At 45.6% G+C, this 14,794-nt stretch carries 9 protein-coding genes; 8 read left to right on the plus strand and 1 reads right to left on the minus strand.

All coding sequences use genetic code 11. From position 1 onward, the window contains the following. Nucleotides 1-88: 88 nt before the first annotated feature. Entirely contained in the window at nt 89-718 is a 630-nt protein-coding gene (gene yfbR, locus BP95_RS0112985) for a 5'-deoxynucleotidase (RefSeq protein WP_021252154.1), read from the minus strand. A gap of 242 nt (nt 719-960) precedes the next feature. Here yfbR and BP95_RS0112990 point away from each other — a divergent pair, with 242 nt between their 5' ends. The 8 genes from BP95_RS0112990 to BP95_RS0113030 form a co-directional block, all read left to right on the plus strand. Continuing rightward, nucleotides 961-2,511: a fumarate hydratase gene (locus BP95_RS0112990; RefSeq protein ID WP_021252153.1), complete on the plus strand. Its 1,551-nt coding sequence runs from the start codon at nt 961-963 to the stop codon at nt 2,509-2,511. Continuing rightward, a complete protein-coding gene (locus BP95_RS30305; protein WP_021252152.1) occupies nt 2,511-3,506 on the plus strand; it encodes a bile acid:sodium symporter family protein in 996 nt (331 codons plus the stop codon). The genes BP95_RS0112990 and BP95_RS30305 overlap by 1 nt, the downstream gene beginning before the upstream one ends. Before the next feature lie 60 nt (nt 3,507-3,566). Beyond that, on the plus strand, nt 3,567-5,387 hold the full coding sequence (pnpS, locus tag BP95_RS0113000) for a two-component system histidine kinase PnpS (protein ID WP_021252151.1): 1,821 nt from the start codon (nt 3,567-3,569) through the stop codon (nt 5,385-5,387). A 149-nt stretch (nt 5,388-5,536) separates the two neighbouring features. Next, the gene (locus BP95_RS0113005; RefSeq protein ID WP_021252150.1) at nt 5,537-6,271 is read left to right on the plus strand and encodes a response regulator transcription factor; all 735 of its coding nucleotides are present in this window, start codon (nt 5,537-5,539) and stop codon (nt 6,269-6,271) included. A 183-nt stretch (nt 6,272-6,454) separates the two neighbouring features. After that, nucleotides 6,455-7,372, plus strand: coding sequence for a PadR family transcriptional regulator (locus BP95_RS0113010; RefSeq protein WP_028532399.1), 918 nt, complete (start codon nt 6,455-6,457; stop codon nt 7,370-7,372). Nucleotides 7,373-8,036: 664 nt separating this feature from the next. After that, complete coding sequence (locus BP95_RS0113020; RefSeq protein WP_021252148.1) at nt 8,037-9,743, plus strand: hypothetical protein; 1,707 nt, start codon at nt 8,037-8,039, stop codon at nt 9,741-9,743. A 93-nt stretch (nt 9,744-9,836) separates the two neighbouring features. Further along, nucleotides 9,837-14,531 (plus strand): RHS repeat domain-containing protein, encoded by a 4,695-nt coding sequence (locus tag BP95_RS0113025; protein ID WP_028532400.1) that lies wholly within the window; start codon nt 9,837-9,839, stop codon nt 14,529-14,531. Between the two features lie 43 nt (nt 14,532-14,574). After that, on the plus strand, nt 14,575-14,794 hold a 220-nt coding region (locus tag BP95_RS0113030; RefSeq protein ID WP_028531791.1), incomplete at its 3' end, for a transposase.

The following is a 14,794-nucleotide window of genomic DNA, read 5'->3' on the forward strand; positions in this document are numbered from 1 at the left end:
AATCAATCTGTGGTGTTGGTATTTCCATTATTGTAACAAACACATGAATTCATACTCGACTTCACATATGTGTCTATGACATCAGCTCTTAGGTATGCTCTTCTTCATCCGATAGAGATATTTCATCCAAAGTCATGTTGAAGCTCGGAGCGAGCGTAGTCAGGAAATATTGTACCTCTGGCATATTCAGCTGCTTCAGCTTCTGTTCCGTCTGGCGCTTGGCGACTTCGAACTCGCGATTGCCTGCAGCTAGCTCACTGATGCATTTAACGTAGGCATCCAGTAGATCGGCTGCCTTCACATAACTCCGCAACTCATGATCTCCTTGGGGATCTATGAGGGGCGTGTAGATGCTTTGCAGTTCGGGAGGAATCATGCCGACCAAGCGTTCGGCGGCCAACTGTTCAATTTCACGGAAATTGTTCAGCAGTCGGCTGTTGTGGTGCTTGACAGGAGTAGGAATGTCGCCTGTAAATACTTCGGTAGCATCATGAAATAAGGCCAATGCTACAGCTTGCCCGGTGTCTACTTGTTTATGGAACACCTCATTAGCAATCGTGCACAGCATATGGGTAGTCATGGCAACATGGAAGGTATGCTCCGCAACATTCTCTTTGTCTGTATTTCGCATTAGACTCCAGCGTTCGATATGCTTGAGCCGGTACATATAGGCGAGAAAATGATGGGGTTTGGTTGTTGAATTCTCAGTTGTACTCATAGGTTCCTTCCTTTCAGGGGGTTATCTAGACGCTCTACAATTGCAGCAATCAGTTGACTGCGGATTGTCGCAGGAGATAGGCGTGGAAAATGCTTCGATTAGGTGCACGCCTTGTGATATTATAATAGCATTGGAACTCATTTGACGAAATTGTAACAATGACTACTTCCCGTTGCTTCCGAGATCTGCATCAAGGACACTCATTTCCCGGGATGATTAGAGATGAGAGGAGCAAGTTCATGATGACATCATTTTTGCAGAGTGTGTACGATTTAATTGTAGAAACGTCTACAAATTTGCCAGGGGATGTAAGGCGCGCGATACAAGAGGCACAGGCACAAGAGGATGCTGCAACGCGTTCCGGCTTGTCCTTGAGCACAATCGCTCGGAATATCACCATGGCTGAGAAAAATGTGTCGCCGATATGTCAGGACACAGGCATGCCAACCTTCATTGTACATACACCCATTGGAGCGAATCAAATCCAAATGAAGAAAGACATTCGCGAAGCGATTAGCCGCGCAACGAAAGAGGGCAAGCTTCGTACGAATTCAGTTGATTCCTTAACAGGAGCGAACAGCGGAGATAACTTAGGACCGGGCACGCCAGTCATCCACTTCGAGCAATGGGAACGTGAAGATATTGAAGTGAAGCTGATTCTCAAGGGTGGCGGATGTGAGAATAAGAACATTCAATACAGCCTCCCTGCGGAATTGGAAGGGCTCGGCAAGGCAGGCCGTGATCTGGACGGCATTCGCAAGTGTATCCTGCATGCTGTCTATCAAGCTCAAGGGCAGGGCTGCAGTGCAGGCTTCATCGGTGTTGGCATCGGTGGCGACCGAACGACTGGATACGAGCTTGCAAAGCATCAACTGTTCCGCAAGGCAGATGATGTGAATCCTCATTCTGATTTGGCACAGCTGGAACAATATATTATGGAGAAAGCTAACGAACTCGGGATTGGAACGATGGGCTTCGGCGGTGAAGTCACCCTGCTCGGATGTAAAATTGGCGTGATGAACCGTCTTCCAGCAAGCTTCTTCGTATCTGTTGCGTACAACTGCTGGGCATTCCGTCGTCAGGGCGTGATTATCGACAGCGATTCGGGAGCTATCCGCGAATGGATATATGAGCGCGGAACAGAGGTAGCTATGGCAGCTTCACAGAAATCAGAGAACTCTGGACAAGTCGCAGCTGCCTCTGAGCAAGGAGAGAGTCGTCAAGTCGTGCTGACAACTCCAATTACGGAGGAAGCGATTCGTTCCTTGCGTGTGGGCGATGTTGTCATTATAAATGGGGAGATGCACACTGGCCGTGACGCCCTTCATAAGTACTTGATGGATCATGATGCTCCGGTTGATTTGAATGGGGCAGTTATCTACCACTGCGGTCCTGTCATGCTGAAGGATGAGGAAGGCTGGCATGTCAAGGCTGCTGGTCCGACGACGAGTATTCGCGAAGAGCCTTACCAAGGTGATATTATGAAGAAATTCGGCATCCGTGCTGTTATCGGCAAAGGCGGGATGGGAGCGAAGACTCTGGCTGCCTTGCAGGAGCATGGCGGGGTGTACTTGAATGCAATTGGTGGTGCTGCGCAATATTATGCAGAGTGCATCAAGCGTGTAAATGGCGTTGACTATATGGAATTTGGTATTCCAGAAGCGATGTGGCATTTGGACGTAGAAGGATTTGCAGCAATCGTTACAATGGATTCCCATGGGAACAGCTTGCATGCAGATGTGGATCGGAGTTCGCTTGAGAAGCTGTCTCAGTTCAAGGCTCCGGTATTCTAATGAATCGACAAATAAAGTTCGATCGTAATGTCGGTCTGATCGTTAACGATTGGTTCGAACGGTATATGTACTTGCTTATCCCCAGCTGCTTGGTGCTGGGGGTTCTTTGTAGTGAGCCGTTGCTTCCGTTCGTGCCCTACGTTCCGTGGATGTTCGGACTTGTTACTTTCGTTATGGGGCTAGGTTGTGGACGCCGTGATGTGATGGGAGCCTTTCAGCAGCCGGTTCTATTCGCGGCCGTATTCATTCTGACGCATATCATCTCACCGATCGCAGCCTATGGGATAGGCACGCTTCTGTTCGGTGGAGGATCATCTTATACGGCTGGACTCGTTCTGTTCACGATTATCCCGTTAGGGATATCTTCTGTGCTGTGGGTGGAGATGGCGAGAGAATCTGTCCCTCTGATGTTGGCTCTAGTGGTCATGGACTCACTGCTTAGCCCCATCGTTGTTCCCGCATCGCTGTCTGCGATGTTCGGGGCTACCATTGCATTCGATGTATGGGCAATGCTGCTTGATTTGCTGTGGATTATTGTGGTTCCAACCGCAGCAGGCATTTGCATATATGAATGGTCAGGAGGCAAGGCCAAGGCATCGGCTGCGCCCGTGCTTCTGCCTGCATCGAAGGCTGCATTTGTTGGTGTTGTACTCTTGAATGCAGCAGCGATTGGCCCCTATGTGCGGGCATGGGGGAGTGAGGCAATAGGGCTGTTCTTCGTCGTGCTGCTGCTCGTTGCCGTCTGTTATGCACTAGGCTGGGGATTGAGCTTTATGTTCAAGCGCAGCGGCACTGCGATGCAGGGGACATTGGGCTTCGCTTCAGGGATGCGCAATATCTCTCTTGGTCTAGTGCTAGCGATGAGGTACTTCGGGCCGGAAACAGCCGTTGCTGTTGTACTCGCCATATTAATTCAGCAGCCAGCTGCCACCGTGTATCACGCGATTTTACAAAAGATTAATAAACTTTCTGCTGGTCAAACGGAAAAGGGATAAGTAGGATTAATACGTAGACAGTAACAACAATGAATTGAAGCAGAGAGAAGGAGTAGAACCATGTCACGTTTTCGCACAAGGTTGACCTTTGTGTTTGTCTTGCTTATCGGTATTTCAGTGCTAACAGCGGGCATTTATATGGCATCTACATTCAAGACGAGTCATATTCGGCAGCTTGAGCAAAATATGTCCCGGGAAATTATGCTCATCGAACAGACCTTGGTCTGGAAGCAGGGAAACCGCTTCGAAGAGCTTGCCAGCTACTACACAGACTGGGCTCGCAAGCTTCATGATAGTGCTGACGCAAGGGTTACGTTCATACTGAAGGATGGAACCGTTGTCGGAGATTCTGATCGTCCAGTAGCTGAGTTGGATAATCACTTGAACAGAGAGGAGATCGCTGCTGCGAAGAAGGATGGACTAGGCTCCAAAATTCGCTATAGCGATACCCTTCGGCAAAATATGCTGTATGTTGCTAGTCCTGTTCATACTCCAGACTTCGATGGCTACGTACGCTTAGCGATGAGTCTGGCAGATGTAGAGAGCAGTGTACGAGAGTTGTGGGCTTATCTGTCGATTGGGCTCGCTTTATTGTTCCTTGTCGCAGCTATTGTCAGCTATCGAATAGCGTATAACATGACACGGCCAATTGAGAATATGACCCGCGTCGCGATGCGTATCGCGCAGATGGACTATCGGGCACGAACTCAATCTGTCGGGAAAGATGAGATCGGGCAGCTGGGCTCTGCGATTAATGCGATGGCTGATAGTCTGCAGGTTCAAATGTCGGAAATTCGCGAGAAGGAAAGCCGCCTTCAGGCAGTGCTTGAACATATGATTAATGGCATTGTTATGATTGATGCTCAGGGCCAAGTTGGTCTGTTGAATCGCAAGGCAGAGCATATATTTGGCATTAAGAGCACCGAGTGGATCGGACGTACCTTCGAGGATGTTCGAGCGCCACATGAGATGCAGCAAATGACTGCAGAGGTGCTGGAACGCAAAGTAGCGAGTCATGATGAAATTACACTGTATTATCCAGAAGAACGTCTGCTTGATGTGAGTGTAGTACCCGTTTACTTCACAGATAATGAATGGGCAGGTGTACTGCTTGTCATGCAGGATGTATCTACAATTCGGCGTCTTGAACGAATGAGAAGTGAATTCGTGGCCAATGTGTCCCATGAATTGAAGACACCGATTGCTGCGGTGAAGGGATTCGCGGAGACCTTAATGAATGGCGCGATGAATGACCCAGAGATAGCAACGTCGTTCCTGCAGATCATCCATGATGAGAGTGAGCGGTTGAATCGCCTAATCGGCGATATATTGGAGCTGTCTAAGATAGAGTCGAAGCGGGTGCCGCTGCAATATTCCCCGGTTCAGGTCGATCTGTTCTTGGAGAAGACGGTGGAGATGCTCCAGAAGGAAGCTGACAAGAAGCGAATAGATGTTCTTCTGAGTACAGAACAAGATATGTATGTAGAGGCTGACGAGGATCGCTTCCGTCAGATTGTACTGAATCTCTTGTCGAATGCGATTAATTACACGCCAGAAGGCGGTCACGTAAAAATTGTAGCAATGCCGATTGAACATAGCGAGAACGGGGAAGCAGAGTGGATTCGTCTGACTATATCCGATACTGGCATCGGTATTCCGAAGAAGGATTTGCCGCGCATATTTGAACGGTTCTATCGTGTTGATAAGGCACGGTCTCGCAGTTCCGGAGGAACTGGCCTAGGCTTGTCCATCGTGAAGCATCTCGTTGATGCTCATCATGGATTAATTCGCGTAGACAGTGAACTTGGGGTGGGTACGACGTTCACGATCGAGTTGCCAGTCGTGCAAGATATTCAGATGCTATCGAATAGTGTAAAGTAGGCCACGCGATGAGATCGGCTGCCTTTCATTAATTTTCAACATTTTCAAAAAATGCTTGGTCAACATCACATGATATATGTTACGATAATGTTGAGAAACGATGAAGAAAGACGATTACGTATAATCGATTCGACTTTCGGAGGAAGATTATGTCAGAGATTAAAGTATTGGTAGTTGAAGATGAACCGACACTGGCGCGACTGCTGTCCTACAACCTGACTTTGGAAGGGTATGAGACAACGGTTGTCGATCATGGGACTCAGGGCTTGCAGATGGCGCTCCATCGCAAATTTGATCTTATCGTTCTAGATATTATGCTTCCGGGAATGAACGGTTTCGAAATATTGTCGCGAGTAAGACAGGCAGGGATTCGTACCCCAGTGATTGTTCTAACTGCTCGAAATGCGGAGGAAGAGGTCGTACAAGGTCTGAAGTGTGGTGCTGATGACTATATTACGAAGCCTTTCGGTGTTGCAGAGCTGTTGGCAAGAGTGGGAGCGGTGCTAAGACGGACATCGAGTGACGGAACCGGATTGACATTGTCCGAAGAGTCTGATGACAAGATGATTGCACTTGGCGATCTGCGGATTTATCCAGAGAAGTATGAGGTTACGCTTCATAATGATCTCATTCCACTGCGGCCTAAGGAATTTGAAGTATTGTTATATTTAGTACAGCGCCCTGGAACCGTAGTAACAAGAGATGACCTGATGAACGCCGTATGGGGGTTTGACTATATTGGCGGACAGCGGACAGTAGATGTGCATGTCAGCTCTCTTCGCAAGAAGCTGGAGATGAATCAACAATCTGTGCAGATTGATTCGATTCGTGGCGTGGGCTATAAGCTTGTCGTTCATAAGAAGCAGGGTGTGCTTCCATCTTAGGTTGCATGAAAATTAGAATATGGAATTTTTAATATAGTAGGGCTGTCCCGTCACATCCGATGTGATTATGGGGCAGCCCTATTTTTTCTTTTGTTGATCTAATCAACCATCCAGTATTTACATTATCAATAATATAGATTATTATTAACCTATGTTATAAGTAACCTAATGAGGTGTTTTTCGATGTCGATCAAATATGCCATTCTGGGGCTTCTGAGCTGGAAGCCAGCTTCCGGATATGAATTGAAGAAGATTTTTGAGGACTCATCAGCGATGTATTGGTCCGGCAATAACAATCAAATCTATAAGTCGCTTGTTCAGCTATTGGATGATGGCCTAGTCACTAACGAAATCAAGCATCAGGAAAGTTCTCCATCCAAAAAAATTTACAGCATTACAGATGAGGGAATGCTCCGATTAAAAGAATGGGTGCTTGAGGAACCTGAACTTCCAGAGCTTAAGAATACATTCCTTATCCAATTGGCATGGGCAGACCAACTAGACGACGAGGAATTAGATGATCTGCTTGATCGGTATGAGGACAGGATCAACATGCAGCTCGTCTATCAGCAAGAAAAAATGAATCGTGGACTCCAAGAGCCGAATCGAAATGAGCGGGAAGCCTTTTTGTGGAATAAAATTTCTGAGAATCTATTGTCCAGCTACCTCAATGAACTGAAATGGGTGCAGGGAATTCGCATGGAGTTTAAGGCAAGAAAACAAATGAAGGAGAGAATGACTATGAACTATAAACTCGTCGAAAACGAAACGAAGGCATATTTCGAATTGATTGCAAGCGACACGCAGTTAAGTACGGAGCAGGATGCTGTGGATTTGATTGCCTTGTGCAAGGAACATGATGTTGAGCTGCTTCTGGTACACGGGGAAGCTCTTGCGGGGGAGTTCTTCAGTCTTAGAACGGGCGTAGCGGGAAGAATGATTCAAAAGTTTACGAACTACCATGTGAAGACGGCTGTCATCATTCCCGATCCATCGTTGAATAGAGGCCGCTTTAAGGAAATGGTGGGAGAATCCAATCGCAGCAATCATTTCGGGGTCTTTGAAACGCGGGAAGATGCGGAGAGCTGGCTTATTCAGTAACGGTTAATCGACGGTTAGGGAATGTAGGAGATACGAATATGTATTTCCCAGAATGGCGGGTATGTAAGTCGCAATTTTGACGAGGCCTTGCTGTATACGATAACTGATATTGTACGGCATGATGAAGCTACGCCTCAAGAGCAGGATGTTCGAAGGCTGTTTTCTTGTAGTGGATCACTACATAGGAGACAGCTTTTTTATATTGAACGAAGTCTAAGTGCAGATGAGAAGAGATTCCTTTAGGGGAAATTTAGGTTGAAATTGGTGAGCCGTGGTTTGATGATTCGGACTTGGAACCGGAGATCGGGTTAAGTGAGCCGCATGCAAGAGATGATGGAATCCGAACATGCGGAGCATCGCCTGCAAGCAGCGGAGATTGTACTTCGTCATGCGAAGAAGCGCAGATTCCGGCTGTCTTCCTAAATAAATTGCCAAAAAAGATTTACTCTAACCAGTAAGTCTTTTTTTATTCGGGGCAGATAAATATTCACTCAAAATTTCACGAAGAAAAAGTTTCCCCAAAATTTAAAATAGTAAAATCAAGGAAAAATAGGATATTATTATTGTAAGTCCTAGAATAATGAAGGGGGGGAGAACGGTTGTTTGAAAGTGAGGGACGGTCATATATTTTAGAAAGGAATGTCGAAACATGAGGTGTGCAATTATGTTCGTAGTACTGTCATTATTGACGTTTTCCGTAACTAGCGTAAGTGCTCATCAAGCGGAATATCGTTATGACAAGAATGGGAATCTATCGGTGATCACGCAAGGTGATACAGAAATCGCCTATCAGGCAGATAACAATGGAAATCTGACAAGTAAAAGTTTAAGAGAGAGGACATATAAGGATAAGCTGGAAAACGGAGATTTTCATGAAGTAAACAATGGTGGCAAAGCGGTAGGCTGGTCATATATGACGGATGACAAGGCTGCATCGAGCTTTAACATCCAAAAAATAGGATCAAGAAATCATCAACAGATTCAAGCGAGTAATATTCCAGTAGGAGATTTCATTGGAATCAAGCAGGCACTGTGGATTACGAAGGAATCCAGCCGTGGGTTTGATCTGAAAGCTTCCTTAAAGATTGAACATCTACAGAATGCAGAGGTTGTGATGATGGTCGATTTTGTAGATAACACAGGAAAGGTTATCGGTAATGCGAGACAAAAAAGCACGCTGCAGAGAGATTTCTTCTTCACGATGAGCCTCAGAGAGAGTATTCCCCAAAAAGCAGAAAGAGCGATTGTGCAAATCGCGATCCATTCAACTGGCAATAATGCGGCTGGCACGATAGTAATTAAGGGAGTCGATGTCTCCTATGGTTTAGATTATTATTTTAATTTGCTCATGAATCATGATTTTCAGGGCAGAGAAATTCAAGTCGCGGAGGGAACAATTCCAGATTATTGGGAAATCTCAGGGGATAATGGTTCTGCTAAGTTTAACTTGATGACTACTAGTGACTATAAGAAAAGGCAGGTCATCTCTTATAATTCTAACGGCACTAGTAAAGAATCATACCTGATACAGCATCTATTAATTGATGATTCGAGAAATTATCAATTGAGAGGGATATTTAATCGACTTGGCAATGTAAATACTCATTTTCAAATTTTGTTTTTTAATGAGAAGGGGACATTGCTAGGAACGAATTATACAACATCAGATAGTATAACTGACCAGACTGCATCACTAAGAGGGAATATTCCAAAAGGTGCAGTCTATGCAACTGTGTACGTGGGAGCGCGTTACAGTGGAGTAAGCAATGTCAACATCAACATCAACAATGTTTACATTGCTCAGGTTTCAATTGAGTATAGTACTGAACCGCAGGCATTATGGAACTCGTTATTTACGTTGTTTGATCAAAAAAGCGATATCGCACAAGGCTGGGCAAAAAGAAGTAGTGGAGCGGGTGTAGGAGCTATTTATGGGAAGAGTAGTGGTGATGGAGGCCAAAACATATCCGTACCATTTGGAATATGGGGGAATCTTTCGGCTGAAATTTACCAAGACATTTCACTGGAGCCGAGTTCTGAGAAAGGGAAATTCGCCTTATACGGCGAGATTTCGATTCTAAGCAGCAGTAATGCAAAATTGGAAGTTGAGGTTGGGCCTCCTAAGAGAATCGGTAGTTTTCCCCAAAAAACGTATAAAGAGACTTATATATTAGGCAATGGTAGACAAGTGATTACTATACGAGGAGATATTGCACCAAATACTAGAGAAATATCGGTTTCTGTCCGTTTATTGCCGATAGTTCGCAACAAAGCGTGGGCAGAAAACGTCATAATTCATAATTTGAGATTTAACCCGAACTACAACCCTTCAGGGCCGGTAGAAATGTTTCTTCCAGAAGAGATGGAATGAATGAAGTGAGTTTAGACGAGCATACATCAGATGAAGGCTTTTTCAACCGATGTCTAATTGATGTGCAAGGAAAGATAATTGATAGGAGAGATTATGTTGAAAAGATGGCTATCACTTATTCTCGCATGTGTACTATTGATTACAAGCGTGCCTTTCGCTTCTGCAGAAGAAGCTATTGCATCTAAGAAATCGGTGAAAGAAATCTATCCATCGGTAACCTCCAGTGTATATGGTCCGCACGCAACGTTCACGGATTTTAATCCAGACAAGCTTATTACGATTACCTCCCTAACCGAAACCTTTGGCGTAACGAGGGATTGGATAACGGAGGAGCTGTTCAAGGGCTACGAGCTTCATCAAATCTATCAAGGTCTAAAAGCCAAGCAGCAGGGAAGAGACTATGAGCAATTCATGAACAGCACTTATTTGAAGCCTGCTCCAGATCCGTTAATTGAGCATCAGGAAAAAATGAAAAGTGTATCGGAGGCTGTGTATCAAGCCAGCGTAACGGAGCAGGTCTACGGGAAAGGGAAACCGTCGGTGACGGATCAAGTGTATGGATTATGGGAGAAGCGCTCGTTAGCCTTCCTTGGAAATAATCTATACGATGAGAAAGCGCTCCGCAATCGTCCAATCCGGTTGGATCAAGCGCCTTACTCCGTCGGATCCTTTAGCGACCATATCTCGCCTGTCGACGGCTCCTTGCGCGTGGAAGTAACGGATATGGTAATGCCTGGACCGAACGGCATGGATTTCGCGCTGCGGAGAATTTATGACAGTTCCCTGGCGAAAGATGATATCTATGTGAGCGGATATGAAAGTAACGGAACACAGGCAACCTGGGAAGAAGAGATTTTTCATCTCGGTAAGGGATGGATTTGGGATATGTCGTATATAAAGTGGGTTAACAATTCTCGCTATATCTATATATCGGGCGTCGGTACATATGGGCTGGACGATGATTTGGTAGGATATCCGCTCGGTGATTTGGTCTTTATGGACTCGGATAAAGTATTGCAGTCCGATGAGCGAGCCGCCTATGAGCTCCTCAATAAGACGACGGGAGTCAGTCAATATTTTAGCTATAGGGGCAATCTCATCTTCATCGAAGACACAGATGGAAACTATATTCAATTCTCATATAAGGATGAGCCGGACATAGGATGGGTTTTGTATCAGGTAAAAAGTTCAACCAGGGATTATCAAGGCAAGAATGAAATGAATATTTCCTACAACAATGACAACACGATTACCATCCAAAGCGGAGATCGAAGGGTGATCTATAAGAAAGAAAGAGTAGGAAAAATAAAAAATGACACGCTCTCCCGAGAGCAAGATATTTTAACGGAAGTGATCGATCCGGAGGGCCGCTCGACGAAGTATGATTATGGCGTATGGAATAGGCTGCAATTCAATTTGGTCAGATCTTATAAAGGTCTCCCAAAAAATTCAAACGACCGCAAAATATTTTGGGGAGAGAACGAGATGATCGCGCTTGGCGTCATCGAACACCCGACCAAGGCCATTACGGAATTCGGATTTGATGGCGCAATTGAACGAACGATTGGGGACTTTGCAGTAGAGAACGTAGTGCGTTATAAATCTCGCCGTCATTATTATAGCTCGTCCACCTATACGCAAAAAAATGAAATGACTCTTAGATATACAATGGATCATAGTAACGACAAAGATAGAACGGGGATTGGAGATGGAGGAAAGTACATCGAGCAGGATTTCAGGTTTTCTGTGGATGTGTACGATAAATTCAAAACGACGACCTATACGTACGAAAAACAATTCGTTGCGTATGATGCGCCTTCGGCAATCTATAACACGAGAACGGAAGTTCGTGATGAACAGACGAATAACCGTCAGGTGTTCCAGTACGGGCATGACAGATTCCGAAGAAATCCGAATCCGATCCAGATTGAAGAGACGTTTTATCAAGGGGGATATGCATCTTCGCCTCGGGTAACAAAACGAGAGTATGATTACTGGGGACAATTAACTTCGGAAACGAATCCGCTCGGTATAACAAGCCGTTATGAATATAAAGACATATTAGAGAATAAGCTGTTCCGCATGAAGAGTAGTAGTGTGCCGATGGATCAGGGAATGACGCTGCGCTCTGAATATGAATACGATCGATATCGCGGGGGATTGAAGCAGGCCGTTTCCAAAAATGACAGAGGCGAAATTGTCCAACAATTGAACTATGAGTATGACTATGCTGGCAACCCGATTAAGATTCGGATTAAGGAAGACAGCGGAGAAACGGTTTTTTACCAAGACTTCAGTCACGATTTCAAGCGTTTCTTCTTAAGCAGGCAAACTATAGGCGTCAAGAATGTTGACGGAAGCAATGAAGTAATAGAAACCCGCATGGATTATACGCCCGAGACGGGGCTCCCGACGAAGTTTACGGATGGCAATGGCAAGAGCACCTCCTATACGTATGACAAGCTGGGACGGATTACAGCCGAAATCAATCCTGACGGAACGAAAATGACCGTCGTATATGATGATCAGAACAATAAGATGTTCATTACCGATCCGAATGGGCTGCAAATCGAGAAGCATTTCGATCCGCTCGGCAATTTGATTGCTGAAACGAATGGGCGAGGCATGGCCCAGCACACGTATGACGAGAATGGTCGGCTGATTCGTAAAGGGGACTTTAACGGATCCCAGATTCAATACGAGTATGACGCATGGGATCGGATTATCAAGGAAATAGTTGGAAAAAGTACGAATCGAACTGTCTATAACGATGTGGCTAATACGAAGACAACCATCGATGGGTCAAATAACAGCATACGTGAAACATACGACATCATGGGCAGAGTCATCAAGAAGGAAGAAATCAAGCCTTCTGGCCAAGAAGTCTTGTTAGCTCGCTATGAATACGACTATGTGGGGAACGTCAAGGTAGCCTACGATGGAAACAACAATGTAACGAAATACGAGTATGATGTACTAGGACGCTTGATCGCCGTTACGGATGCTGAAGGGAAAACGACACGGTATCGATATAATCTGTCGGGCGATATGGTCGAAATTAAGTATGCGGACGGAAATACGGTTGAGAAGCAGCATGACGGCATCGGTCGCCTGCTGAAGCAAACCGATTCGAACAAGCAAAGCAAACGCTTCTATTATGACGGCAACGGCAATGTAATCAAAAGCATCGACCGGAAAGGACAGATTCAAGAGTTCGTATACAATAGCCGGGGCTTCCTAACGGACATCGTTGCGCCGGACGAGAGAATTTCGTATAACTATGACGCAACAGGAAAACGGACGACAATGACGGATCAGACAGGGACAACGAGCTACGCGTACTATCCTTCAGGCGAACTGGCATCCATCACGTATCCAGATAAGACGGTGTTGTCATTCAATTACGATCAGCGGGGATTGCGCGAAGAGCAAGCCTTAACGTCGAGCAGCTACCGCCTGACAAGCCAGACGGAACGATTCATCCCGATTTCAGCGCCAAGGAGCATGAAAGTAGTGGAAGGAGCCGGAGGAGAACTGGCCCGATTCGACTATTCGTATGATGATTCCTATCGGATCGCCAATCTGAAGTCAATGAATGGGCTGAATGAAGTCTATACCTATGATGGAATGAACAGGACGGGTATCCAGCAGAAGCAAGGCGAGTCGTCATTTGCGAATTACGGCTATACCTATGATAACAACCGCAACATTGTAGCGAAGAACGACAATGGAGCGGCGTATCAATTCAGCTATGATCCATTGAACCGAATAAAGACCTCAAGCCAGTTCAACGAGGCATATTCGTATGACCAGCGGGATAACCGCAGCACCCTGCAAAGCGATCAGGTACCGAACATCAAGGGAGCAAGCTACGCATACGACAGCCGCAACCGTCTGACCCAAGTAACGACGGAAGACGGCAAAGCCGTCAGCTACCGCTATAATGGGGATAACCTTATGGTAGAACGAACCGAAGGGGGCGTAACGACTCGCTATTACTATGATGATCGGGCAAAGATTGTAGCAGAAGGCAAGGTAGAAGCGAATGGCAGCGTCACGATTACAGCATCGTATATCCATGACGATTACGGCAAGCTGCTGACTCGTCAGGTTCCAGGACAAGGTATGCAGTACTACGTATCCAACGGACACGGCGACATTACGGAAATCCGGGATGCACAAGGCAATGTCCTGAACCGCTATACGTACGATATCTGGGGCAATCCATTGGTTCAGGAGGAGCGAGTCCCGAACATTTTCCGCTACTCGGGCGAATACTGGGATGCGACAACGAATCTGCAATATTTGCGCGCAAGATGGTATGATCCAAGTATAGGGCGGTTTATTAATGAGGATACGTATGAAGGGGAACTGGGTAACCCGCTGACGCTGAATTTGTATACGTATGTACAGAACAATCCGCTGAAATATATCGATCCTAGTGGGAACAGATATATACCTTCAGATATGAATTCTATTCTCGCAGCGACTATGAAGATAACTTCTACCGAAAGTAGAGCATATTCATACGCTTATAACTTGTTAAGTCAAGAGTTTGCAGATGTGTATGATAATAATCGTTTTAATTATTTGTTTGGTTTATTGACTCAAACCAGTGCTTATAAGAATAGTGCAGGGAATGCGGACTGGGCAAGAGCGGAGTTAGCCAAGGATTACAGTAAATGGCATCAGGAAATCTCCTTTGCGGAAGCTTTGGCTTCATTGGGGCCGATAATCGGGGGCATAGGAAAAGTAGATCGGCTACACTTAGTTGGACAGAAAAATTAAGGGCTAGTAGAATTAACACATCATAACAAGGAGCGGATCTACTATGCCAAGAATAAGACGCACATTTACAGATGAATTCAAGAAACAGATGGTTCAGCTATACGAAAATGGGAAATCAAGAGCAGACATTGTAAGTGAGTATGAGTTGAGTGCATCTGCATTGGATCGCTGGATTAAACAAGCCCACCAAACAGGTTCCTTCTCAGAGAAGGACAACCGCTCTCCAGAAGAAAATGAACTTATTGCATTACGGAAAGAAAACC

The organism is Paenibacillus sp. UNC217MF (assembly GCF_000686865.1).
GTDB lineage: Bacteria > Bacillota > Bacilli > Paenibacillales > Paenibacillaceae > Paenibacillus_B > Paenibacillus_B suaedae.